Here is a 26,139-nt window from a genome sequence, read left to right on the forward strand (position 1 = left end):
GTTTTTTTAATGCTTATCGCTTAAGCCAATGCGTAGGCCATCAGTAAGCAAAGTACTAAACCAGTAACGCCAAAAAAACCGTACTCGATTTTTTCCTGCATACCTTCAGCACCTGCTTTAGCAGTCATAAAGCCCATAACGATGCTGCTTAGCCCTAGCGTAAAGGCAATTAGCGCAACACCAAACATAATTGCATTAATCCAATCAGCCATTGTGATAACCCCTTAAAAATATTGGCGGTATTATGCACCAATAAATAAGATTTAACCATGCTTGGATTGGCTTAAATGTACCGCTATTGGTATTAATTGATCTTAGTCAAAACTACTAATTAGTTGGTAATCTCACTAAATAGTGTATTTAGCAGAGCATAAAGAAATCATCAAATATCACTAACCATTTGAAAGATATAGACTTTAAATATTGGCAAGGCCATTGCTCTACCTTAGGTATAACAGCGAGTATCGTTAGCGTCTATCTGACAGTGACACTACAACGCATTGCAGTTTGCTTCGAGCACTTTCGTTAACGCGTCACACGTAAATTAAGGAATGAACAATGTCTAAGAAACTATTACTTTCAGTTGCCCTTACCAGTGCTTTGATGAGCGGCCACGCATTTGCGCATGACAGCAGCTTTCAAAACAACAGTTGTGACATGGAGCTTGATGGTCATATTCAATATTACCAAGGTGACCTAACGGTACAGATGGACAATGGCTCAGTGATGACGATTGACTCCCATCACAATATGACCATTAACGGCGAACCAGTATCGCTTGACAGCGAACAACAGCGCTGGGTAAGTGAATATTACAACAACATTGATATCGCCATCCCTATGACCTTGAATATCGCCAGTGAAGGGCTGCAAATTGCCAACGTGGCAGTAACTGAAGTATTTACTGAACTGTTAGGCGGCGAGCAAATGGGTGACGATTTTCGTGAACTGTTCGACTCACTTGAAACCAAACTAAACACTTCATTCTATGATGACGCAGGGAATATTCGCGTTGATTCTACTAAATTCGATGAGCCAGGTTGGTTTGACGAAAGCTGGGAGCAAGAATTCGAAGCGCAAATTGAGTCTTTAATCAGTGAGTCTATGGGTAGAATACTTATTGCGGTAGGAACACAAATGTTGTGGGAAGGCGGTGATATGTCTGAGTTTGAGCAAAAGATGGAGCGCTGGGGTGAAGATTTAGAATATCGCTTAGAAAGCCAAGCGGCTGCGCTGGAAGAAAAAGGCGATGCATTGTGTAAGGTACTGAAGAAAGCAGATTATGCCGAAGGCAAAATGCAGGCATCCATATCTGGGCTAGATGACTTGAACCTGCTAGATATTGATCAAGGCAACCACCATGACCACAACGACGAAATGAAAATGTAGTTGGAACATTTAGCGAACTAAACGCGCAAAGCGAAACGACTTGCAACTCTAACCACTCACCTTTGAAAACCGACTGTAACCCAGTCGGTTTTTCATTTTTACAGTTAACGACAACCGCCCTTCAATTAATGTACTCTTAAGCCCTAAACAAAGGGGTATTTAATCGATGACTCAAAATGCAGTAATTAGTGGCTACGGCTGGTTAGCCAGCTATGTGGGCAAAGCACTTTCAGGTAAGGTCAATATTATTGGCACCACTCGAAGCCAACAGAAACGTCTCGCGTTACAAGACCAAGGTATCACCGCAATTGAATATGCCCTGGGCGAAGATACATCAGCGCTTTGTAACCATTTGCCAAACGCTACCTTGTTGCTAAATATTCCCCCTGGCAGGAGAAACACAGATCTCTCGTCATACACCAACAATATGCTGCAGTTGATAGACGCAGCCATCAGCGTAAAGGTGGCGCATATCGTGTTTATCAGCACCACGTCGGTTTACGGCGATGCAACAAATGAGGTAGTGTCCGAAGTCAGCACTACACAGCCGCAAACAGCCTCGGCCAAAGCCCACGTGACTATTGAAGACTATTTATTGTCTAAGCGAGGTCAGGTTGATATCAGTATTGTTCGCCTAGCCGGTTTAGTAGGCCCAGACCGTCACCCCGCTCGCTCACTAAGTGGAAAACAGTTAGATGCAGGAAATAAGCGGATAAACCTTGTTCATGTGTACGACATTGTATCTGCGCTGACGACCATCATTCGTGGCAAGCCGCTTAACGATGTTATTCACCTTTGCAGCTTGTCTCATCCTAAGCGCGGTATTTATTACGTGGATGCAGCGAAGGCGATGGATATTGATGCTCCTCGCTTTTCTGATACTGAAGCAGAACCTGCTGGCAAAGTGATTGACGCCGCACAAAGCTGGGCAAGGCTAAATATTACACCAGAGTATAGCGACCCCTATCGCATGTTTTAGGCTTTACACTTAGTGAAAACACATACTCTGACACAAACAAAAACGGCAAGCTTTAGGCTTGCCGTTTTTAAGTTGAGCTCACTGCTAGCTCACGTCATTTCTTGTAACACCTGACTATCCGAATAGGCTCAACCCGAAGTATTTTACCGCTACCGTGTTTACAAAAATCACGAGTAAAATAAGCGGAATAAAGGTTTTAAGCGAAATATCCACGTACTTTTCAAACCAGCTGCCTTTGTAACCACTGCTGCCCTCTTCCAAAGAAGCATTGAAGTTTGCACTCTTCCAACGATAAATAACAAACAAACAAATTAGCAAGCCGTTTAAAGGCAAAATTGTGTCGTAGAACACATCGTAAATGACATCAAACAGTGATTTATCTGTGCCAGCGTAGTGCATAAACGACGTAAGCATATCAACTTTACCGAATGACAACGCACTTAGGATGGCTAGCAAAATCATAATGCTTCCTAGCGACCCAAGCGCCCATTTACGGCTTACACCTTTTTCATCCATAAGCGCCGCAACAGGTACTTCAAAAATAGACACTAGCGACGTAATTGCCGCAAAGAACACTAATAAGAAGAACAAGCTAGCGACAATCGATGCGCCCATATATCCAATCGAGTCTTGTAACGCTAGAAAGATACTAGGCAGATAAGTAAAAATCATACCCACTGACGATTCACTTAAATCATCAGGGTTAATGTCTGGGTTAAAAGAGAAGATGGCAGGAAGGATCATCAAACCCGCTGTGAACGCCACGGCCGTATCCGTTAACGCCACCAGCTTGGCAGCGCTCGGTACATCTGCACGCTTATCAATGTAGCTACCATAGGTTATAAGAATACCCATACCCAACGATAGAGAGAAAAAGGCCTGCGATAGCGCACCATTCACCACTTCAGCAGTGATTTTTGAAAACTCAGGAACAATGTAGAACTCAACGCCAGCCATCGCATTTTCGCGGGTTAATACAAAGATAACGAGACCGATTAGCATCACGAAAAGCGCAGGCATGAGCAGCTTTGCCGCTTTTTCTATCCCTTCTTTTACACCGCCTTGAAGGATGAGGTAGACCACACCAACAACGGCCGCCATATATAAAAATATGGCTTCTGAGTTAATAAACAGCCCAAAGGTTTCTGGGTTAGCTAACTTGTCTAGATTTCCGCTTACTGCTTCGAACAAATAGCCGAAAAGCCACACAGTAATAACCATGTAGAAAACGGCAATCATGAACGGCGTAGCAATAGCTAGCCACCCCGCGACTTTCCATTTCTTTTCATTACCGCTTATATCACTGTATGCACCAAGCGGGTCTTTTCTAGCATGGCGACCAACTGACATTTCCGCCAGCATTACCGGTAAACAAATGGCAAAAACGAAAATAGCGTACATTAAAAGAAATGCACCACCGCCATTTTTAGCTGCACCGACAGGAAACCCTACCAAATTACCTATGCCTACCGCAGAACCTGCAGCAGCCAAAATAAAACCTATGCGCGATCCGAACTGTTCTCTGGCCCCGCTCATATCCCTTCCTCTTGTTGAGTTATTGTTATAGCAGTTCGCCGTATCACGCCTTGTGATGCACAAACACGTCGTGTGCTCACAATTTATGCTGGTTGTCGGTACTTACTATTCGTAAGAATCAAGCCGAGCGAACTGGTATTATTTATTATCAGGATGGCGTTTGTTGTTATGACTCACGTGTGGCGTCAACGCGTTGTATTGCTACCTCTATGGGCTTATCAATACGCTGCACCATTCCCAAAAATAGCATGGTAACAGCAGTGAAATAAAAAGTCTTGATGTTGGACTTGCTGAAATGATGTTAGACCGTATCACCAAGTTACCACTTCGCCATTCCAGTCGATAAAATGACAAGCTTGGTCTCGATTAAGCGCCGAAAGGTGGTGAATGAGCTGTTTAGCGGTAAACTCAGGCGTGAACAGTTTCTTGGCGGCGACGTTCTTTTGAAAAGGCTTAGAAAGCCCCGTATCAACCGTCCCAGGGTGATAACAAACAAGCATCACGTCTTTCAATCTGCGCTTGTATTCTACCGACGCTGTTTTAACCAACATGTTGAGCGCCGCTTTCGACGCGCGGTAGCCGTACCACCCGCCAAGTCCATTATCTGAAATACTCCCTACTCTCGCGCTTAAGCAAACAAGGGTTGAGCCTTCTTTACTCATAATATTCACCAAATGCTTGAGCCACATTGCGGGAATAATGCTGTTAGTCGAAAAATAAGCCGCTAAGGCCTGCTCGCTGACATCTTCCAAACGTTTCTCAGGATGAATGCCATCGCTTTCGCGGTGTAGAAAGCCTGTTGTGATAATTACCGTAGTTAACACAACCTGCTGTTCAGCCAGCTGCTCAACAAATTCGCTAATGTGCCTATCGTCCTGTTCGGCCAGCTGATGATAGGTAACATCCCCAGAATGATTAGTGTCAGCTAAAGGGGCGCGACTAACCGCAAACACCCTAGCACCTTCACTGCTATATTGCTCAATAAGCGCAGACGCAATGCCGCCCGACGCGCCCACTATGAGTACGTTATTTTTCACTGGCTTCTCCTGGTATGCAGCGATCGCACTGGCGTTTTTTACCTGTTAACAGGTATGAAATAGTGTATCTATGCTTTGCGAATACATTGTAGAAAGCATCGGCTACAAGACGAATAACAGGCCAGCGAAGCGGTGCATATAGCCAACCCATGCCCACGGCTTTCCATGCTTCATGAGTGACATCAAGGCCAGTTATCAACGTCCCGTCTTCACGAAGTCCGTGAATTCTTGCATTGAGTGCATGCCAATCCATGGTTGGATAACGGTTCGAAAAATCGGGGGCCTGAATATCTACCAATGTTAATTTGTTGTGCTTGTCTCTTTTTCTTAAATGACGCATTTCAGCGATACACAACGGACAATACCCGTCATAGAAAATAATCACGACTGAATACCTCTGCCAAATTTTGAACACGTTTATACGCATTCTTACCAGTTGCAAACTGCTTGAAAGAAAGCAGCTAGCCTCACATGTTAAAACCTTTCACTCAGCTCGCACATTATTCTTATTTAATATTCGTTTATACGATAAAAAAACACGCTTGGATGACTTGTGTTGTGACCTACCCGCACCCACACTACAGACAAAGATTAAGAGAGGTTTTTACTATGGCAAATTTACAAGTCGCCACGTTGGCAGGCGGATGCTTTTGGTGTATCGAATCAGCGTTTAATAGCGTTGAAGGCGTGGAAAAAGCAATTTCTGGCTATGCTGGAGGCGAAAAGGCCGATCCAACCTATGAAGAGGTATGCAAAGGAAATACTGGCCATGCTGAAGTGGTACAAGTGACGTTTGATGCCGACAGCATTAGCTACCGAGAGATACTAGAAATTTTCTTTGCGCTGCATAACCCTACACAGCTTAACAGACAGGGCAATGATGTAGGCACACAGTATCGCAGCGCGGTTTTCTATCACGACGATACACAAAAAGCTGAAGCAGAAAAAATTATCGCAGAAATCACAGAAGAAGAGATTTGGCCCGATCCCGTAGTGACTGAAATAGTAGCAGTAAATAACTACTACGACGCCGAAGACTACCACCAAGATTACTTCAAAAATAATCCACAAAACCAATATTGCTCTATGGTGGTGGCGCCTAAACTTGCGAAGTTCAAAAAAACCTTCGCTTCTCGACTTCGCAGCGACGCATAGATAAAACAGCGATATTAATAGCGTTAGCCAACAATAAAAAGGGTTGCTTAAAAGCAACCCTTTTGTTTTTCAATCTATTCGTTTTCTTATTATTCAAACCAAACGCTGTTAATTTCTAGTGGAAATAATAAAGGCGCTAAGTCTTCATAACGCTTCTTATGCGCTTCACACGTCGCGTTTTTAAGGTAGTTTTTCTCCCAAGGATCGTTAATGATCCACAAGGTATTTTCAATGGTCACTAATCCTTCCATCGACGAATTATCCATTGTGTACTGTTCGCAACTCTGATCGCCGGCAACGTCGAAAGTAATAGGGATACGTTTTGTTGGCTTACTGCCACTCACATCAATTACCCACAGTTCATTGTCGTTTCTTGCTGCGCCAAACAAATAGGATGCGCCCGTTGAATGAGTATATAACGCCAGTCCATTGATAGGGTGATTACCTGAAGTAAACGAAGGAAGTTGAAGGTTAGGCTCGCTCACTGTGGCAAAATCATTCGACGAGAAAAAGTCTTCATCAACAGCCAATGTAAAAATTCGTGGCTGTCCTGCTTTATCTTTCTCTAGCGCCAGATATAACGTGCCGTCTTCAGCCATCGTCAACCCTTCAATGCCGTCGTTAGGAAAATTACCTACTTCAAAATCGTTGGGAAACTGAAGAGGTCGCACATCCGACATTTCAACCGAGCCATTATCTTTTCGTGTCAATTTTACCAACAAGGTAGGGTAATCTGTTGACCCTGTTTCCTCGTATTTGGATTCACAGCGAGGGCTTAATGCGCCGGTACGGGTAGCATCTTCGGTAACCGTATAAATTACGTTAGTATCTCTGGGGTCTACGGCTAGCGCTTCTAAATCAGGCTGCTCACTCAAATAGCTATAAAAACAGCTTCGGCGCACGGTGTTGGAAAATGAGAAGCGTTCGCTCGATGCGCTCAGCGTTGCGGTATCTGGTGAAATGCTATGAAGTTTCAACTGTTGAGTGGTATCGGCGCTAGCATCTGCGATAGTGACAAGTTGACCGTCTAGCACCACTAACCCTGAGGTTTGAGGATCAAACATAACGTTGCCTTTTTCATCAAGGATCCATTTACCCACAGTGACTTCTGTTAAGTCTTGAGGTTCAGGAGTAATAACAACGTCTTTCGGCTCGCTACAGGCGCTTATCAGTAAAGTGGTTAGCACAGCACTGGTTAAATATTTTAGCATAGTGTGAAGTCCTCTCTCCGTTTATTAAGACGAGAGCAAAAGGTAAAACTGAAAAAATTGTAAGGGAGTATATCGAGCATACCGTTTATTCACAAAAAAGAGTAAGGTTATGCGATAGACATCAGGTTTGCTGAGTACATATATGATTTGGCAACGTTAAATAGTCGTGCTGTCATCATGTTTTCGATTAATGTGCAGCATATTTAGTTAACACGCTTACGTGTATTAATATTGACGAAAATTAAAGGAGAGCGTCATTTCTACGCAGCACTTGCCCCAAGTTATTGCAGGTCCAATAGTAAGAAAGGTGACATCTACAGAATGTCATATTTGGGTAGTAACCAGTAACGCCGATTCACCTGCGCTAAATCTATCTGCAAATGAAGTCGTCGTCAGCGGCAATTGTCAACGCGAAACCATACGCGTAGGTAAGTACGCATTTATACACTTGCTCTCTTTCACTTCGTCAGAGCCCTTCGAAGATACTGCGCGGATAGGTTACTCGCTATCTTTTAGCGACGATGCTCAGCAGGCTTCATGGGAAAATGAACAACGCGGGCTTCTTTACGATGGGCAGTCTTCCTTATGTTTCCACTACACCGAGACTCCCGAGACCATATTGCACGGCTCATGCCGTAAGCCTCACTTTCACAGTGATGATGCCCTAGCACAAGTAGATGTACTCCATAAAAATGCGTTCAAAAAGCAAAATGATTTTCCCGATCTCCTGTTGATGACGGGCGATCAAATTTACGCTGATGATGTCGCAGGTCCTATGCTTAAAGCCATACACAGCGTGATTGACCGTTTAGGTCTTTATCATGAAGCACTGGAAGGGGCAGTAGTAACCAACACTAATGAACTTGCCACACATGAACATGGGTATTACGAACGAGAGCAGCTTCTGCCACAAATTGCGACCAATACGGTACTGTCTTCAATATTCTTTGGTGCTAAGAAAAAACCGGTATTCACATCAGTAAACGCGCAAAACCATTTGATTGGCAGTGCGGAGATCATCGCTATGTATTTACTGGTGTGGTCCGACACGCTTTGGGCTGATATCAATATAGATAAAGATGGGATCCCCCCAAAATACCACGCTATTTTCGACAAAGAACACGAGGCGCTTAACGGCTTTGTAAAACAGCTACCGCAGGTACGTAGGGCCCTGGCACACATTCCTACCTATATGATTTTTGACGATCACGATGTTACCGACGACTGGAACTTAACCCGGGGCTGGGAACAAGAAGTCTATGGAAACCCTCTATCAAAACGCATGATTGGCAATGCGCTTATCGGCTACTTGCTTTGCCAAGGATGGGGAAATGCACCAAAAAAAGTAGCGCCATTAATTGCTAAAGTACAAGAATCAATGGGAGAAAGCGGTTTAAACTCGCACGATGAAATCATTGATGATCTTTTGGATTTTGATCAGTGGCATTACCGTTTGGATACCACACCACCTATTGAGGTTTTAGACACCCGCACGCAGCGTTGGCGCAGTGAATCTAATATGAATAAGCCCTCGGGGCTAATGGACTGGGAAGCACTGTGTGATTTTCAGCATTCTATAATTGGCAAAGAATCTGTCATCGTTGTCTCTGCCGCTCCCATTTATGGTGTAAAGGTTATCGAAGCCATTCAAAAGGTGTTTACGTTTTTTGGCAAGGCGCTTACTGTTGATGCTGAGAACTGGATGGCCCACAAAGGCACCGCGAACGTTATATTAAACATATTCAGGCATTACAAAACGCCCCCCGATTTCATCATTCTATCTGGCGATGTGCACTATTCCTTTGTATACGATGTACGCCTGCGCTTTAGGCGCAACAGCCCTCACATCACCCAGTTCACCTGCAGTGGATTAAAAAACGCCTTTCCGGATGGATTGATCAAATGGCTAGATAGATTAAACCGCGTGCTTTATCGCTCTAAATCGCCTCTAAACCTTTTCACAAGACGTCGAAATATGTCAGTAAAAGCGAGAGAACCAAGTTTGGGCTATGGCGAATTATTCAACGGTTGCGCCATTGGTGTATTAAAAATTTCACAGAAAAACACCGATGTTCAGTGCAAAGCTTTGTTGAGCAACGGTAAAGAGGTAGAATTCCCAGCTTCTAAAGACGATTAGTTCAAAAGAGGTATCTAATGAGTGATAGCGCACTGTCCATCGGATTATTTTACGGCTCAACAACCTGCTATACAGAAATGGCAGCAGAAAAAATCCAAGCGCAACTCAATAGCCTTTTTGACGAAGATATTGTTGACCTTCACAACATTAAAGACGTTAACCTAACGCGCACGGCCGAATACGACATTATCATTTTTGGTATTTCAACGTGGGACTTTGGCGAGCTCCAGGAAGATTGGGAGTCTCATTGGGAAGAAGTGCACGGTTTGGATTTATCAGGGAAAACCATCGCCTTATTCGGACTTGGCGACCAACTTGGTTACGGTGAATGGTTTCAAGATGCACTAGGCATGCTTCACGATGCAATATTGCCATCAGGATGTAAGATCGTTGGTTATTGGCCAAACGAAGGATACGAGTTTACCGCCTCAAAAGCGTTAACCGAAGACAAAACTCAGTTTGTTGGCCTGTCTCTTGACGATGAAAACCAATACGACAAAACAGACGCACGCATCGAAGCATGGTGCGAACAGTTATTGGGCTCGATGGCTTAACGCCTATTAATTTCGGATGTCAGTGTTGGAAAGTAAAGGCCGTATTCATCAGCAGTTTTATCGCAACGGCCCAAGCCACAGGGACGGCGCTGATGTTTCATTTCAAGATATTCGCAAACTGTTTAATTTCGCTACGATCACTGTGGGTAGATGGGTAACAGCAGAAGAACAACAGATCGCTGCCAACCTCTTTTTCGATGCGCTTTACGATCTGGTCGCGATCTTAAATATCAATGAACAGGTGTTATCGTTAAACGGATCCCTGTCACTGGCTTTTGGCAGTGGCGGTCAAAAACACAGCAGTGCCCACTACAACAGTGCGAAAAGACAGCTTGCGCTAGCAAAAAATGCAGGAGCCGGAGCGCTAGCACACGAATGGTTTCACGCTTTCGATCATTATATTGCGCCGCGCATGTTCGACGGTATTGCTGTCGGTAGCTTTGCCACACAGGCCTGGCTCGACAATGCCCCGATGAATCCTCATCCGTTGAATCAAAAATTGAGCGATTGTTTCTCGCTATTGTTCCTAAATGATCAAAAAAGACCAAATGAGTACTTTGTGCGATCCGTAGAAGCTGATCGCGCGTTAAAAATGTATTATTATGCTATGCCTCAGGAGATGGCTGCCCGCGCATTTGAAGCCTGTATTCAAGATCACGAGATCAAAAACGCATTTTTGGTGCAGGGGACAAAAAAATCAACGGAAGCTAGACTTGGCATTTATCCTCATGGTAACTTGCGTACATCACTCAATCAGGCATTGATGTTGTATTTTTACCAATTAGGTGTCGCTATTTCACATAAACAAACCTAGTTTGTTGTTTTATTACTGTGAAACTGAGTATTTTTTCAACAACAAGTGTTAATGAGCACACTGTTTTTGTACAAAACCCTGTATATTTTTGTAACAAGCAGTATACTAAAGCGCTCGAACGTAACAGAAGAAAGAAGACGAGATGAAAAGAAAGAAGCATACCTCGGCTGAAGACGAGGCTCAGATTGATATGACCCCCATGTTGGACATCGTGTTCATCATGTTGATTTTCTTCATCGTAACGACCTCGTTCGTGAAAGAGAAAGGTTTGGACGTAAACCGTCCTGAAGATAATCAAGCGAAAAACGATAAGCCTTCAAAAGCGCTTTCTATCCGTATTGATGCTGATGGCACAATTATGATGGGCGGCCGCGAAGTTGATATTCGTCGTGTGGTTGCAAACACGCAAACATACCTAGCGGAAAACAACACGGATTCAGCTGCTATCCAGGCTCACGAAGACAGTGAGCACGGTACTGTGGTAGAAGTTATGAACCAAGTTAAAATTGCAGGTATTGATAAAGTATCTGTTTTGGTTAAAAAGAGCAGCTAAAACGCCTTTCTGACCACGCAAATTTAAGAAAGCCACCTTCGGGTGGCTTTTTTCGTATAAGACCTTATACCAAAGTATCTCTTGTGCTATCGCATGAATTTTGTTCAGATCGTACCATTCGGTGTGTCTGGAAAATCCATGTTGAAACTCGGTTCCAGACTCTGATGTCACTGGAGCCATTATGCACAAAAAAATACTCTATACTGCTGTACTTGCAGCGGTTATGTCAGCACCACAAGTGTCTGCCGCCAAAATTGAATTAAGTGAAGCGTTTGAATACAACGCATTCATCTTCGATAGCTTTACCGGCCAATCTTCCGATGTTGAAGGAAGACTAGCTGTCGGTGGCGAAATGAACGTATCCGATTTCAATGTCGGCTTACTGCTATCGCCAGATATGTCTGAGTCTGCTCTTGCCGTAGGCGGTAACCTTCATTTCACGCGCGGTGATGTTCACGGTGGTTCAACTACCGTGTCAGGTATGGTGTTTGGCTCTGAACTCACATTCGATAAAGCGGTTAACGCTCAGCAGACTGTAAATCTCATTAATTCTACGGTGAAGTCTGGCGGTATCTCATCGAAAGGTGATGTCAAACTAGGTAACTCAAATGTTGTATCAGGTGATGTGCACGCCAATACTGTGAAACTTGGTGGGCCTAATAGTGTTTACGACAGTGTGAGTAACCCTACTTTATATGGCTCCCAAGTTGAAAACGGAAACGTATTTGCTGAGTCTAGCGTTGAACTTGATAGCAGCGAAGTTAACGGTACCGTAACGCTTAACGACGTTAACAATTACACCGCTATCAATGGTTCGACAGCAACATCTGTAGAACAGGGTAGCGTGAGTAAGGCTGACGTTAACAATATTGACTTTAATGCTATTGCTGCCGAAGTAACAGCGCAGTCTCAGGAGTTTGCGTCAATGTCGGTGAATGGCACAACAACATTGTCGTGCACTGACGCTAACGATTCGGATCAAGCGGTTGCTTGTACCGACGCTAGCAAGGATGTATTAAATACCATTACCTTCTCTGGCTCTGATGATATCAATATCTACAATATTGACGCTAGTTGGTTCAGCGCTGCTGATAAAGGCATTGTTTACGATTTCTCAACCACCAGCTACAACATCATCAATGTGTACGGTGAATCAGTTGAGTTATTTAACACTGGCTTCTTTAATACGGCCTTTACGCAGGAAAATGAATATTTCAGAGAAAATGGCCAGTACAGAGACAATGACAACAATGTAGGTCAGCGTCATGATGGCCTTTATACCAACAACATCTTGTTTAACTTTGTTGATGCTGATTTTCTTACACTACATAGTGTGGGTGTTAAAGGTAGTGTACTGGCGCCATATGCAGAGCTAAGTTTCTACAATGGTCATGTAGACGGTAATGTCATTGCTAATAGTTTGGTCACTCCGTTGGTGCAACTGATTAATGACGACGGCGAAACCTACAATGCGCCGACAGGCCAAGTAAATAACTATCAGTTCGGCGCTATCAACGTAAGTGAACCTGCATCAATCGCCCTCTTATTTGGCGCTGGATGTTTCATGCTAGCTAGACGTAGAAAAGCGAATTAACGCTTTAAAAAGAGAGTGAATCTTCAGGCAAAAGCGGCTTTATAGTGCAAAGCCGCTTAATCTTGGCGAAGACAGCAAAAGCTCATCGCTTGTTACACCAGCACCTCGCCCTTCTCGCCACCTTATCTGAATACCCGCTTCAAATGCTTGGTACTCAACCGCAAATGCTTTTCCTATATACCCAGCCACAATCCAGTTGTGATTGATTCGATACTGACCTTCAGCCATAAAATTTCCGCTTAAACCCGTATCTGAGCTTTCACCAAAGGTCGCGTTCTCGTCTGCCGTAGGAAATGCACCTCCAATCGGAAAGCGCAGATCATCGTCTTGTTCAACACGTGAAAGCGCAAGTGAACTTCGAAGTTTAACTTGCCAGTTTAGCGCCTCAAGCGTTAACAGCTCTGAATAGCCCCCGATGCTGACAAACTGACTGGGGCTAAAGTAGCCACCATTGCCGACCGTAAAGCCGCTTAGATTTTTATCATAGCTTGTATAGCTCAAGAATGGCCCTACGCGCCAATAATCAAGCATGGGAGATATCATGGTAGCAATATCGTAACTCACATCACTCCGTAGAGAGAGTGCGCTATTATCGGCAACCTGCTCGCCTTCTAAGCGACTAACCTGAGCAGTACCTGCAACAGACCAGTTGTCGGCCACTGCATGCGCTACTAACCCTCTTATGCCACTTTCTATCACGTAGCCCCAAGGTTTCGCGTGATCAGCATTGAAGGTTCCGGTTTGGCTTAATAAGCTGTCTTCTTTTGCCTTTCTAAATAAGGTTGCAGCTACCGTTGTACTGGTAAGAAATTTGGTTGCAGATATCTGCCCCGTTACTTTAGCGCCAACGGGTTGATCGAACATGGCATATTCAAGGTTAGCGTAAAAATTGAAATCAGGTGCCTGATAATGCGCTTCGGCGCGAAGCCCCTTATCTTCAAAGCCGCTTATTCCCGAAAATGCTCCACTCAATTGGTCGTTACCAAACCAGTCACCAACTTGAGGACTACCGCTGTAGAATTGCTTATAGTCGAGTGATACTTGCCACAGCCAGTTTTCATAACCGCTGCCAATACCAATATATTGCGACAGAACATCGAAATTACCGAGTCCCTCGCTCCCGCTTCGACTGCGAGTATTAATACCGTAGACTGCACTTAGGCCATCTTTAGTTTGTGCTGTAACTCCCCGCGCATCGCGATTTTGATAGGCTAGCCAAAACTGTTTTCTGGGCCAGGCGTTACGTGTGGTACGTTCTTGCAATATGCTTTTTACCGCACTGTATCTCAGCGCCAATCGGTTCAGTGTGGCTTCGTCGTCTTGATTAATTGTAACCAATTCATTGGCAATTACCGCATCGGTTGGCGTCTTCGCGAGCACTCGCTCGAACGCTGCGGTGGCGGTTGTGGTGTCTTGTATCTCTTTAGCAGCCCACCCAATTAGTGCTTGCTCATCTACACTTAACGGTCTCAAACGGGCGAGTGCTTCGCCTGACTCAATACTTTGCTTGTAGCGCCGTGTATCGTAAAACTGAGCCTGTCGGCTAGCCAGACCATCAGCACAGCGTCGAATGAAAACCTCAGTATTGACACTACATGCTAGGTCGAACGCGCTTTGCTTGGCCGTGTCGCTGCTTTGCGCGCTAAGTGACAAATACCTGCCTTCATTATCGTTCACCAAACTAAATAGCGCGTCGGCAAAGTCGTAATTTTTCAAGTCGTATTGTTGCCATGCCGCGCCCTGCAGCACTTCTTTCACGTAGCCGCTGTTATCAGATTTGAGAAATTGCTCCAGCGTTGTCGTATCGCGCAAAGACAATGCCTGCTGTAGCTTAATACCAGTGACACTGTTAAGGCCTTGTTGAGCGGATTGTTTATCGATATCACGAACTGCCGATTGTTGGGCCTGAGAGAACTGCTGCGTTGCCATTTCTAACATGCCTTTATCAATGGCGGTCCAACCCATAAGCAAGTAAAAATCAGTACGCTTAATTTGATTGCTCAATGCAATAAGCGTTTCTACTTTTTGCTTCGGCGTATTTGCTCTGGCTTTCGGCGTTAACTGAGCAAATTGTTCGAGCGGGAGGGCTTTAGAAGCGGGCTTATCTGGCTGCTTTTTTAAAGCCTGAAGCGATTCTCTTGGCGCTGAAACTACAGGCTTGATAGTACCTTTTAAGCGGCCGTTTATTCTGTTTAGTTCGGTTTCGACTTCTTGTGGCACCTGCCACGTAGGGTAACGAGCTTTTAAGCGCGTAAACTCTTCATTGGCTTGCTGAATCTGTCGCTCATTAATATGGTACCAAAGCCCTGTTAAATCCGGCTGATCTTGTTGTGCAGGTAATATACCCAGATCTTTTTCTTTGTACGTTGTTTTAGCTTGTCCGTATGCCTGCACCGACACAAGTGACGTGGCCAAAGCGCCTAGTGCCAGATACAAAGACGTGCGATTAAACCGAGTTTTCACGATGCGTTATCCAAAACTGCTAGCATAGAAAGCAGCGTTAAACTTGCCGAATAATAATCCATGTTTCGATTGATCTCAGGCCACTCTGGCCTTTGCTTTTCTTCTGATTTCATCAAGCGGTTTACCGCCATCTGCACTGAACGCATTCCCTTAGACATTTCGTACTCAGCTGTTTCCTCGTTTAACAGGTTGATGGTAGCTGGCGTAGGCGTTATCGCCCACCATGCATAGTAGGGAGAAAGTAGCTTCTCAGTTAATCTAGCGTTTTGGCGAAAACGTGGGGACCATGCTAGCTGAAGCGGTATACGGATCGCATTAAAACCAAACTCAGGCGATATCACATTATCTAAAGTTAACGCACCAATCTTACTGTTATCGGACTCAGCACTATTAGGGGTGAAACGCACCCAATCACTGGGCAATTGGTAGGTAGAAAACTGCATATTCGACAGCAAGATCAAGCCCGACTCGAACAGGCTTTCCCAACGTGACGGAGTATCCGACAGCGAAGACAGGTCAGTTATGGCGGGAAAAACCCAATAGGACAGATTTAGCTGAAGGCTGCTATTTCCTGTTTGGTCAGATGCAAATCCGTATTCCCCTGGCAAGAGCACTACACTGTTATTATTCACCACCAGAAGTTTCTGCTCTACAGCACGTACAATATTCCTGGCGGCCTCCTCATACTTACTAACGCCCCACTTTTCACTTGCACGCAATAATGCCCACGCAATAAGAATCTCACCATCAGAGGCATTATTAGGGTCATCGATACAAGAAGATGAATTATCCACACAAGGTCGGTAGCGCCAGCTAAAGAGCCCGTCTTCGCGCATGAGCGTACCTTGGGTCCAGTGCCATAATGCATCAAAGGTGTCTTTATCGTTGGCGGCGACGGCAAATAGCATACCGTAGCCTTGCCCTTCACTGTGAGACACATCATCATTTCCTGTGTCTACCACGCGCCCGCCGTCAACAAACAATGCCTTATACGCTATGTACTGAGACTTGAATTCGCTATCTTCCTTGGTAGAGCACGACGCCAACAGGAACAAAAAACCTATCACTAGCGTCGCTTTTGTTGCGTAATGCAGCTTTACCATGAGTCTTGCACTTGTTTATTTCTGCGTTTAAGCAACAGGTAAATAAGTAGGCTTACCACAAATACAACCAATATAAAGCCTATTAACCAATACCACGGGTTGTTAGACAGCCATAGTCGTAAATGCAGCCAGCTGTCGTCGGCTTCACCCACTTCATATTTATCGCTTACCTGCATGATGAGTGATGGCGAAAGACCATCTTTCCATGCGAAGAAATCTCCTGCCATCTGCCCCCACATCGACAAACTAACCAGATCCTCGACTCTAGCTTGAAGAAGTTCCGGCGTCTGCGCTGCAACAATGAACAAGGTATCGGTTTGTGATGAAACAGGGTGTGCCTGTGCAGTAAGTACTGCTTGCTCACCTAAGTCACTTTCTTGAACGGTATGACCGTCTATGCGCATTTCTTTGAAAGACTGATCGTCAGTCAGGTTTCTTACGCGATTGTACAGATTGTTCTGTAACCGATAAGACCAGCGTTTCGTTGCCTCAATGGCCGTACTGAATTCAGACTGCTCAATATTCGTTAAGCTTTCAGGGGTACCTAGAACAATCACAGAACCTTCGGTTGTAATGTCGTTTCCAGTTGCTATTTTCACGTTCAATAAAGGCACTTGGGCTACTTGCGCTAATTTCGCTGAAAGAGTTAACGCTGTATCTAAATAGTCATCTGACGGAATAGCAATGGTTGACGATGGTGCTGACTTAAAGCGCGCAAACGGGTAAGCCGTTTCTGAAAGCAAGACGAGATTAGGTTGAACTGCCACGTTTCCTGCATCAGGTAGCTTTATTGCCGAAGAATCATCAAGCTGGAACACGAGGTGGGAACCAGGAATATCATCACAAGGCACACCTGCTAACGGCGCTCTCATGGTTACCGCAAAGTCTAAATTATTCGTCCCGCCTTTGAAGAACCGTGCAGGTATTCTTAGCTGATAGTCTCTGTAGGATTGTCCGTTAATATTATTAAGAGACAAACCGTGTACAAGTTCGTCATTCACGCTTACATTCATAACCGAACCTGGCCCAAAACCTGCGCCATACCCGAAGTCTAAGAGCAAGCTCACGCTCGCGTTTTCAGGTACATAAAAATCTGCAGGCAATCTGAATGACACCCGTTTGGTGAAGTTCCCCTCATCCCTAAACTGAGTGGTCGCCACACCAAAGTCTTGGAATGTGTAGTGATTGTCTGGGTTCAGAATGCGATGACGCTGCAGCGTTTCCGCCTGCATTTGTGACTGTGAAAGTACGGTGACTTGTGAAATAGGGTTAATCGCATCGTCCATTACCGCCAAGGCTTTCGCTGCCTCAAGTACTTCATCTTGCGTAGTTCCGCTGACAATAAGGCGGTAACTAGCCGGTACAATAACGTTGCTGTCCTTAACAAACGCAGGTGTGCGCTGTGCTTTTAGAAACGCGCCATCAATGTCGTTAATCACTTCGTCAGATAATACCGGTGATAACGCGTCGACTGTACCAACTAGAATATGAACAGGCTGTTTTTGCTTGGCTTTGAGATACCAGGCAGCACGCTCGTAGCGAGCAACATTTTGGTCGTTCCAAAAACTATTTTCTGTGTCTTCTAGCTGGGGCAAAACGTAACCATCATCAAAGCTGTCATGCTCGATAATAAGCGGCTGATATTGGTTCCTAAGAGACAGTGCTTGAGCAACAATGGGAAGTGTCTGATATTTAATTTGATCATCAGCTTCTCGCGCCGTGTAAAGCTGAACGTTTCGCTGTCCGCCAATTCCTGGATTAAAGAATCCGCTCAGCTCATCTAACGTGAAGCGCTTTTCATTCACCGACGTCGCAATTTTTAGCGTTGAGTTGTATGCATTAATTTCGCTCCACAATTCAGGCGCACTGCCGTCAACACATTGCTCGGCATAGTGCTGACTTACCGCTAGTGTCAGAGAGTTAAACCCGGCTCGCCACAATGAAGTAGGGATCGCAATTTCAGATACAAGAGAAGGTCTGTCTGGGTCGAACGCAATCTGTCCAATGGTCGCATTATTGAATCTCACATACAGCTGAGAACGTTTTTTGATTAACGCCTGCGAGCTGACCACTTCTAATGTAAGTAGCGCGCTGTCCACATCAGTGACTGAACTAAGGGGAATTGGAATATCAATGGAGGCAGATTTTCCCTGCAAGCGCACGGTACTTTCACCGCCAAAAAAGTCGGTTAATCGATACGTGTCAGTTTGCGCCGCTAGGGTAAAAGGCATGCACAAACATACGATGAACATAAGGTATTTTTTTATCATTGATTTTCCTTTGCCGGTTTAGCAAGCAAACCTAATTTCCCGGCGAACTTCCCCATTAATACAAGCATATGCAATAAAACAGGCTTTAACCCAACTTTCAACACATGTTTTGCGCCGAACCAGTATGAGATAGCCCTTGTTCTTCTTCGTTGAAACGACATCCAGCGCAGACTATCACACAGTGAATAGGCGACGACTTCGTTTTCTTGTTCTTCGGTTTGAGGCATAAAGCGTACTCGAAGAATTTTTGACCTATTGTCGTAATGCAGAACGCTAATTGGCAAATGAACGTTCTTATTCAGTGCGTGACTCCACGATGTGAGCGTGGCATTTTCAGGTACTAACGCTCCCTCACCTTTCAAGCGTAACCGAGCTCCACCAAGCGAAAGATCGACCAAATCTCCAACCCAAGCTTCATCGCTTGTAGTCTTAATAACGACACTATTGGTAGCTGGGAGACGTGCCTGACTACGCACCTGTTTCCGCTCTAATAACACACTAAGAACAGACAACAATAGAATCAAATTAAATACATTCCACAACATGACCACCACAGTAAGTTCGCGTGTAAGAGGCTCTGTTATGAACTTATAGACACCGCTCCCTAATGCGAATGTGATTACCAATATTAGCCAGTAAAACACGCTCGATAGTGGCGATACAAAGGTTCTGTCAAGACTCTCTCCTTTTGGTGTTACAACAAATGAAGGTGCCCGCGGCTTTAAGAAAACCTTGATTAATGCATTTAGCGTAAATGCGCACTGTAGTATTTCATATAACTCTGACACTAAGGGCCATCGGGTTCGCCCAAAGAGCATGGTGGATATCATGTAAGTGGCAATAACGTGAGGCAGGGTGAAGGCAAAAATTTCCAGCATCGATGCATGGTAAACCTGAAGCCCAAAGACCAAATACGCCAGTGGCATAAGCAAAAAGATGATGCGAGCAAATGGGAACAGCCAAAACATGATTGAACTCATGTAGCCCACTCGCTGATACCATTTTAGTCCTTGCGCTTTAAAAGGCTTTTTGAGTAGTAAAATTTGCGTCATGCCTTGTGCCCAGCGCATACGCTGCTGAATAAACGCATCAAAAGTTTCTGGCGCAAGGCCGCTTACCATAGGTCTGTCCACATATACAGACTCGTAGCCCATTTTGTGAAGATCTAACGCGGTTTCTGCATCTTCAGTGATAGAGTCGCCGGAAATGCCCCCCACCAAATCGAGGTGCTTTCTTCTCATCAATGCGGCTGATCCACAGAAGAAGGAACTCCCCCAGTAGTCTAAGCCTTTCTGTATAGTGCCGTAAAACATGTCGTTTTCTGAAGGCATGCGAGTAAACGCAGAGAAGTAGTTACGCTCAACAGGATCTGGGTTAGCCATAAAATGAGGGGTTTGAACGAGAAAGACCTTCTCGTTTTTAAGCATCCACGGCACGGTTCTATCAAGAAAATCCGAAGTAGGAACATGATCAGCATCCAAGATAACAATCAAATCACCCGTGGTATTTTGTATTGCACTGTTCACATTACCCGCCTTGGCAAACTCATTTTTTGCTCGAGTGTGATAGGTAATATCCAAGCGTTTGCACAGTGCTTGCAAATCTTGTCGCCGCTGTTTTGCAGTGGCCGCTGACGCAGGGTTTTCAGCGTTAATTTTCTGGTCGGTTCCGCCATCGTCAAGCAAATGAATACGAAGCTTTTCTTTAGGGTAATCGAGCATTTTTGCAGCGCGGATAGTAACTTCTAATATCCCTTCATCTTCGTTATAACTCGGGATCATGACGTCTACGCTGGGCAGAGTTGATTTATCTACCCCTTCCAGGGACAAAAGCGGTCGACTGAGCGGAAACGCGTTAACGATCGCCCCTAACACTGAAGTGATCCCCGCATAAATTTCAGCGCCAAATAATAGCCAGACGGCAATCATTGAAAGAAAATCTGAGTAGGTTAGCGTGTAAATACCACGCCACAGCAAATACCTGACGCTAAGCGCAATGGCTAGCACCAGAGCTAAAATGCGAAATAAATGCTGGTATTTTTGCGTGTGTCGCGCTTCTTTGCTGCACAAGGATATTGCAATGAGGATAACGATTGAAGAGAGAAGCTGGCCCAATGCATCCATGGGTGCCAGCAGTAGCACCCCAAGAATAAAGGATGCTACTAACAGAACAATAATGAACTGAGAGGTGTAGTGTTGTCTACGAGTTTGCGAATAGTCCAAGTTTGCGATCCAATACGTGTATTTGCGTTACACTTGCATAGTTCGCCCTGTTAATTAACGTAATTTTACCGTCCGACATTTCAATCTCGTGATTACTTTTATAAAACAAACGAGAAATGTCATCTCTCTGCTTTTTATTGCTTTTAGACGCTAACAACCACGCCGGATACGTTGCCATTCCAAATGCAGCTACAACAATAAGGCCATAGAACAATACTGGCGACATTGTTGGCGCTATGTACAGGGAAAATAAAAACATAGCCATACTTGCAACGGTAAATATACCAGTAATTTTGCGAAAACGTATAACTTTCATAAGTTTATTTTCTGCATCAAGCAGCATCGAAAGACGCTTCTTCCACAGCTGCTCTGTCTCTAAACTCGTGCGTTCTTCAACCAGTTGAGGTTTTTTAAAAGCAGGGTTGGTATTTTTAAACTGTTGAGCAAGCTCAAACACGTTTACCGCAGCGCCTTCATTAATAGCGCTCTGAAACGATTGTTCAAGCGTAGGTGATTGGTCAAATTGTTGTGAGTTATCTACTAATTTCACTGCGCACACTCCCCTCATTACTACACACTGAGTCTACTTCCGTACATTCAGAGGAAAAATTGCTGAAACCATACTTACTGATTAATAATGATACGCTTACATACGCAAATTGATATTGAACTTTAGCTCATTGAACTTTGGTATAAGTCATGTAGGGCAAGGCCTACAAGGGTGTGAAGACTATATGAAAAGCCATATAGCAGGTAGCCTAAGTCGCAGAAAAGCAGCCCGACTAAACGGGATTAACGTGGGCAAATTAAACTAATTGATAAGGTGAGTTTTATTGCTAAAGCGTTAGGGCTTGCGCAGCTTACTTAAAATACTGATCAAGTTACTTACATTAAATACCGTTCCAAAAATACTGCCCACGGAAATGGCATATAACAGCCCCAAAGTTTCAGCAATAAGAAAAACCTTTCTAATAGTGTGCGTATTGCGGATAACCAAAGATCCCACTGTAAAAATAAGTGAAGACGCATAGGCAATGAAGATTATCCAGCTGTGCTCTAGCACAAACCACTCATAAGCGAGGAAGCCTAGATTCACCGCAACAAAGAAAAATAAAATGGCATTGCTTCTATGTTTAATGGCAATAAAGTTACGAACGCTGGCAAGCAGTGTTCCAATGCCTGCGGCCATGGCATCTAGCATAAAAAAATGCACGCTAAGTGCACTTAAGGCAAACGCAGAAATAAGCAAATACTTGTCTACGTTAGTTTGGCGATACCCAATAAAATTTAAAACAACGGCTATTGCGCCAAAGCCTTCTGCAACTATGTTCATTAATATAAGCTCATTAAAATTTAAGGTAGAAAGGCTGACAAAGGGCTTTGTATTCACTGGTATATTCGCCCTTTTGATCCCTAATTATCAGCTCATTTTTGATTGCATTTTTCGCTATTAAGCTCGGCCATTCCCGATGTGCAGTAACGTTTTTAAGATTATCACTTGCGCCCTCCATTACTTTTTTAAAGTGGAACGCGCAAAGATAAGGCGATTTGTTAGATGTATGCTTTACATAAAGAATATCTGCCAGCGATAGGCCATAACCTTCAGCCGTTTCGATAACCGAGGCTTGCATCGACGCTGGGTACACACAGTACATTTGCCCTTGTTCTATTAACAACTTGCTGCTTGCACTAAAAAGTTCATCTGGGCCCAATGCAGACGTTTGCCTTGCCACCGAGCGAGATTGGCTTTGCTTGCTGTACGCATTTGAAAGTGTAGCTGGCGTGTCAAAGTAAGGTGGATTAGAAATCACTAGGTCATACAAGTGGGGGGAGGTGTAGCCAGTTACATCACAGCAGTAAATAAACAGCTGTTTGGCCCATTTTGCATTTTTAAAGTTGGTAGCGGCCTGCGCTGCGGCTTGCTCATCTATTTCTATCGCGTCAATTCTGGCTGCGCCATTATCGAACGAGCTGATGTCAATTGAACTGCTTTGAACATTCTGCTCTTCACCGTTCGGATTGCAAAAGTGCGCTGCTTTTTGGGCCATCATCAACGCTAAAATGCCACTGCCGGTGCCGATATCCAAGATACGTGGGGCATGGCTGAGGTTTGCGCGAAACTGTGCCCAACTTCCTAAAATCAGACTGTCGGTATTCACTTTCATCGCGCATTTGTCCTGTGCTACGGTGAATTGTTTACAGCGGAACATAAGGAAGTCGTATTACCTAGTGCGTTAAAAGGCGCGCATTCTATATCAAGTCGGGTTGTGCTTCACGTTAAGGTTGTGACATTTACTGTGAGCGCTTATTTCCAGCGCTGCAGCGACATCATATTTCTGGCAACGTCAACGGCATGAACGGGTCGGTATTTCTTTAACGGGCCTTTCATTATGCTTTGCCATATGGGCGCCGTTTTCTGCGCTATATCTTCTAGCGTCCGCGACTCGTCGCGATTGCCTAACAATAACGAAGGGCGTACGGCAGAGGCATGGGGTAACTGAGGCATTCGCATAATCGCGTTTTCTAGCTCGCCTTTTACTCGTAAATAAAAGTTACTGCTTTTAGCATCAGCGCCTACCGATGATATCCATACAAAACTGTCCGCGCGCTGAGCTCGGGTCAGCTGTGCTGCAACATGAACATATTCAAAATCAACGCGGCGAAACGCTTGTTTAGACCCCGCCTTTTTAAGCGTGGTACCCAGACAACAGTACACATGATTTACGCTAAAGTAGCCTTGATAGTCCTGTAAATTGTCGAAGTCGATAACTACAGGTTTTAGGCGATTGTGAGGGTCGTTAAACATACTGGAGGAGAGCGGTTTTCTGACTAAGCAGGTTACCTCATTGTACCGTCTATCCTGTAACAGCATATTTACAAGCGTTCGTCCCACTAAACCTGTCGCTCCTAGCACCATTGCGGATTTCATATGTCGCACCTTGTATCATAAATTGATATAACTACAATCAAACCTTCGACAGTCAAATATGCAGATAAAAATGAAAAAAGCCCTTTTAATTGGAGCCGCTATGCTCTCTACTGCTTTAAACGCTGAAACGCTCACTATTGAGCGTATTTTCTCTTCTCCTTCACTCGATGGCAACGCACCCCGTTCGTTAAAAGTATCACCTGACGGTCAACGGGTAACATTTCTTAAAGGTAAGCAAACCGACTACGAGCGCCTAGATCTATGGGAATACCATATTGAAAGTGGCCAAACTCGCATGCTTTTCGACTCAAACGACCTACAAAGCGGCGAAGAAGTGCTTTCTGATGAAGAGAAAGCGCGACGCGAGCGTATGCGTTTATCTGGCAGCGGTATTGTAAGCTACCAGTGGTCGGACGATGGTAAAGCATTACTTTTCCCATTAGGTGGCGATGTGTTTTATCACAAGCTGGGCGAAAAAGGGGCGAAGCAACTTTTAGATACTGACGCTTTTGAAACTGATATTAAATTATCACCAAAAGGTAACTACATTTCCTTCATTCGCGACCAGAACCTTTATGTAAAACACATTGAATCAGGTAAAGAAACGGCAATTACCAAAGAAGGTGGCGACAACATTAAATTTGGTATGGCCGAATTTGTGGCGCAAGAAGAAATGGGCCGTATGACCGGATACTGGTGGTCGCCAGATGAGACTAAAATTGCCTTTACCAAGGTTGATGAAAGCCCGGTAGATGTGATCACGCGTTCTGAAATCTATGCTGACGACATCAAGCTTATCGAACAAAAATACCCGAAAGCGGGCACGCCAAACGTCTTGGTGGAACTTGCTATTCAAGACATCAACTCTGGCGAGCGCACTTGGGTGGATTTAGGTGAAGATAACGACATTTATTTTGCTCGCGGTAAGTGGATGCCTAACAACACCACCTTTACCTACCAGTGGCAAACGCGTGATCAGCAAACGTTAGAGCTGCGCGCGTTCGACCTTAACAGCAAAAAAGAAAACGTGCTGCTTACAGAATCAAGCAACACGTGGGTAAACCTGCACAACGACCTTTACTTCCTAAAAGACAAAGGCCAATTTATTTGGGCGTCTGAGCGCGACGGCTTTAAACACCTTTACCTTTTCGACAATAAAGGCAAGTTGGTTAAGCAATTAACCAAAGGTGATTGGGTTGTAGACAGTGTTGAAGCTATTGATACAGCGAACAACCGTTTGTACTTCTCTGGCCGCAAAGACACCCCACTAGAAAGCCATGTTTACAGCGTGCCTTTAGATGGCGGCGAGATTTCGCGTATCACTGAACTAGGCGCGTATCACAGCGCGGCATTTAGCAAAGATGCCTCTATCTTTATTGACCGTTTCTCAACCATTAACTCTCCTGCACAAGTTAGCCTAAATAGTGCTACCGGCGAGCGAATTACCTGGCTTGAAGAAAATAAAGTTGAAGAAGGCCACCCTCTGCACGCTTACATGGATAGCTGGACGGCACCTGAGTTTGGTGACATCACCACAAAGGATGGCGCAACCCTTAAATATCGAATTTACACGCCTGATAGTGCCAAGCAAAACCCTAAACAGAAGCACCCTGTTATTGTTTACCTTTACGGCGGCCCGCACGCACAGGTTGTAACAAACAGCTGGGCGGGTAACCGTGGCTTGCTATTCCAACACTGGGTTGATCAAGGCTATGTGGTATTTACGCTAGATAACCGCGGCTCTAACTATCGCGGTAAAGGCTTTGAAGATCCTATTTATAAAAAAATGGGCTTTATTGAAGTGGACGATCAGGTTGCAGGCGTAGAGTTCTTGCGTACGCTTGACTACGTTGACGCTGAGCGTATTGGTGTTCATGGCCACAGCTATGGCGGCTACATGACGCTGATGACCATGTTCAAAGCGGGCGATTACTTTGCAGCGGGTGTGTCAGGTGCGCCGGTAACCGACTGGCGCCTATATGATACCCACTATACTGAACGCTATATGGGCAACCCCAATACGGATGACGATGCTTACACCGCGTCTTCAGTATTCCCTTACGCGAAAGACCTGAAAGGCGACCTTTTAATTTACCACGGCATGGCAGATGACAATGTGCTGTTTACCCATTCAACGATGCTATACAAGCACCTTCAAGACTTGGCAATTCCATTTGAAACTATGGATTACCC

At 44.7% G+C, this 26,139-nt stretch carries 22 protein-coding genes; 9 read left to right on the plus strand and 13 right to left on the minus strand.

Going from position 1 to position 26,139, the window contains the following annotated elements; translation table 11 throughout:
* Positions 1–20: 20 nt before the first annotated feature.
* Positions 21–212: a hypothetical protein gene (locus QVA83_RS04695; protein WP_014950735.1), complete on the minus strand. Its 192-nt coding sequence runs from the start codon at positions 210–212 to the stop codon at positions 21–23.
* A gap of 346 nt (positions 213–558) precedes the next feature.
* Here QVA83_RS04695 and QVA83_RS04700 point away from each other — a divergent pair, with 346 nt between their 5' ends.
* Positions 559–1,389: a DUF2884 family protein gene (locus QVA83_RS04700; RefSeq protein WP_287498173.1), complete on the plus strand. Its 831-nt coding sequence runs from the start codon at positions 559–561 to the stop codon at positions 1,387–1,389.
* A 166-nt stretch (positions 1,390–1,555) separates the two neighbouring features.
* On the plus strand, positions 1,556–2,368 hold the full coding sequence (locus QVA83_RS04705) for an NAD-dependent epimerase/dehydratase family protein (protein WP_287498174.1): 813 nt from the start codon (positions 1,556–1,558) through the stop codon (positions 2,366–2,368).
* 114 nt (positions 2,369–2,482) lie between these two features.
* Here the strand turns inward: QVA83_RS04705 and QVA83_RS04710 are convergent, their stop codons facing one another.
* The 3 genes from QVA83_RS04710 to QVA83_RS04720 all read right to left on the minus strand — a co-directional run bounded on the left by QVA83_RS04710 (position 2,483) and on the right by QVA83_RS04720 (position 5,326).
* Complete coding sequence (locus tag QVA83_RS04710; RefSeq protein ID WP_287498175.1) at positions 2,483–3,904, minus strand: sodium-dependent transporter; 1,422 nt, start codon at positions 3,902–3,904, stop codon at positions 2,483–2,485.
* 311 nt (positions 3,905–4,215) lie between these two features.
* Positions 4,216–4,941, minus strand: coding sequence for an SDR family NAD(P)-dependent oxidoreductase (locus tag QVA83_RS04715; protein WP_287498176.1), 726 nt, complete (start codon positions 4,939–4,941; stop codon positions 4,216–4,218).
* On the minus strand, positions 4,931–5,326 hold the full coding sequence (locus tag QVA83_RS04720) for a thiol-disulfide oxidoreductase DCC family protein (RefSeq protein WP_287498177.1): 396 nt from the start codon (positions 5,324–5,326) through the stop codon (positions 4,931–4,933). The genes QVA83_RS04715 and QVA83_RS04720 overlap by 11 nt, the downstream gene beginning before the upstream one ends.
* A 224-nt stretch (positions 5,327–5,550) precedes the next feature.
* Here QVA83_RS04720 and msrA point away from each other — a divergent pair, with 224 nt between their 5' ends.
* The gene (gene msrA, locus QVA83_RS04725) at positions 5,551–6,096 is read left to right on the plus strand and encodes a peptide-methionine (S)-S-oxide reductase MsrA (protein ID WP_014950741.1); all 546 of its coding nucleotides are present in this window, start codon (positions 5,551–5,553) and stop codon (positions 6,094–6,096) included.
* Positions 6,097–6,185: 89 nt separating this feature from the next.
* On the opposite strand, the gene QVA83_RS04730 is transcribed toward msrA, so the two are convergent.
* Positions 6,186–7,307: a hypothetical protein gene (locus tag QVA83_RS04730; RefSeq protein ID WP_069944973.1), complete on the minus strand. Its 1,122-nt coding sequence runs from the start codon at positions 7,305–7,307 to the stop codon at positions 6,186–6,188.
* Between the two features lie 271 nt (positions 7,308–7,578).
* Here QVA83_RS04730 and QVA83_RS04735 point away from each other — a divergent pair, with 271 nt between their 5' ends.
* From QVA83_RS04735 to QVA83_RS04755, 5 genes are all read left to right on the plus strand, one after another.
* Positions 7,579–9,444: a metallophosphoesterase family protein gene (locus tag QVA83_RS04735; RefSeq protein WP_283645044.1), complete on the plus strand. Its 1,866-nt coding sequence runs from the start codon at positions 7,579–7,581 to the stop codon at positions 9,442–9,444.
* 17 nt (positions 9,445–9,461) lie between these two features.
* Positions 9,462–9,998, plus strand: a complete 537-nt coding sequence (gene fldB / locus QVA83_RS04740; RefSeq protein WP_287498178.1) for a flavodoxin FldB — start codon at positions 9,462–9,464, stop codon at positions 9,996–9,998.
* A 25-nt stretch (positions 9,999–10,023) separates the two neighbouring features.
* Positions 10,024–10,812, plus strand: a complete 789-nt coding sequence (locus QVA83_RS04745; protein WP_014977431.1) for a CLCA_X family protein — start codon at positions 10,024–10,026, stop codon at positions 10,810–10,812.
* 142 nt (positions 10,813–10,954) lie between these two features.
* Complete coding sequence (locus QVA83_RS04750) at positions 10,955–11,365, plus strand: ExbD/TolR family protein (protein WP_014950746.1); 411 nt, start codon at positions 10,955–10,957, stop codon at positions 11,363–11,365.
* A 181-nt stretch (positions 11,366–11,546) separates the two neighbouring features.
* On the plus strand, positions 11,547–12,959 hold the full coding sequence (locus QVA83_RS04755) for a collagen-binding domain-containing protein (protein ID WP_287498179.1): 1,413 nt from the start codon (positions 11,547–11,549) through the stop codon (positions 12,957–12,959).
* 39 nt (positions 12,960–12,998) lie between these two features.
* Here the strand turns inward: QVA83_RS04755 and QVA83_RS04760 are convergent, their stop codons facing one another.
* The 8 genes from QVA83_RS04760 to QVA83_RS04795 form a co-directional block, all read right to left on the minus strand.
* Positions 12,999–15,422: a cellulose synthase subunit BcsC-related outer membrane protein gene (locus QVA83_RS04760; RefSeq protein ID WP_287498180.1), complete on the minus strand. Its 2,424-nt coding sequence runs from the start codon at positions 15,420–15,422 to the stop codon at positions 12,999–13,001.
* Positions 15,419–16,525, minus strand: coding sequence for a family 8 glycosyl hydrolase (locus tag QVA83_RS04765; RefSeq protein ID WP_287498181.1), 1,107 nt, complete (start codon positions 16,523–16,525; stop codon positions 15,419–15,421). The genes QVA83_RS04760 and QVA83_RS04765 overlap by 4 nt, the downstream gene beginning before the upstream one ends.
* Positions 16,519–18,795: a cellulose biosynthesis cyclic di-GMP-binding regulatory protein BcsB gene (locus QVA83_RS04770; protein WP_049588724.1), complete on the minus strand. Its 2,277-nt coding sequence runs from the start codon at positions 18,793–18,795 to the stop codon at positions 16,519–16,521. The genes QVA83_RS04765 and QVA83_RS04770 overlap by 7 nt, the downstream gene beginning before the upstream one ends.
* Positions 18,792–21,017 (minus strand): UDP-forming cellulose synthase catalytic subunit, encoded by a 2,226-nt coding sequence (gene bcsA, locus QVA83_RS04775; protein WP_075177902.1) that lies wholly within the window; start codon positions 21,015–21,017, stop codon positions 18,792–18,794. Before bcsA ends, QVA83_RS04770 begins: the two co-directional genes overlap by 4 nt.
* A complete protein-coding gene (locus QVA83_RS04780; protein ID WP_014950752.1) occupies positions 20,995–21,567 on the minus strand; it encodes a hypothetical protein in 573 nt (190 codons plus the stop codon). The genes bcsA and QVA83_RS04780 overlap by 23 nt, the downstream gene beginning before the upstream one ends.
* A gap of 294 nt (positions 21,568–21,861) precedes the next feature.
* Positions 21,862–22,350: a YgjV family protein gene (locus QVA83_RS04785; RefSeq protein WP_287498182.1), complete on the minus strand. Its 489-nt coding sequence runs from the start codon at positions 22,348–22,350 to the stop codon at positions 21,862–21,864.
* 13 nt (positions 22,351–22,363) lie between these two features.
* Positions 22,364–23,182: a tRNA1(Val) (adenine(37)-N6)-methyltransferase gene (locus QVA83_RS04790; protein WP_069944980.1), complete on the minus strand. Its 819-nt coding sequence runs from the start codon at positions 23,180–23,182 to the stop codon at positions 22,364–22,366.
* A gap of 140 nt (positions 23,183–23,322) precedes the next feature.
* The gene (locus QVA83_RS04795) at positions 23,323–23,946 is read right to left on the minus strand and encodes an NAD(P)H-binding protein (protein WP_014950755.1); all 624 of its coding nucleotides are present in this window, start codon (positions 23,944–23,946) and stop codon (positions 23,323–23,325) included.
* Between the two features lie 70 nt (positions 23,947–24,016).
* On the opposite strand from QVA83_RS04795, the gene QVA83_RS04800 reads away from it, so the two are divergent.
* Positions 24,017–26,139, plus strand: a 2,123-nt coding sequence (locus QVA83_RS04800; protein WP_287498183.1) for a S9 family peptidase, incomplete at its 3' end; no start/stop codon positions are given.

It is taken from the genome of Alteromonas sp. AO-Serp, from assembly GCF_017849675.1.
GTDB lineage: Bacteria > Pseudomonadota > Gammaproteobacteria > Enterobacterales > Alteromonadaceae > Alteromonas > Alteromonas macleodii.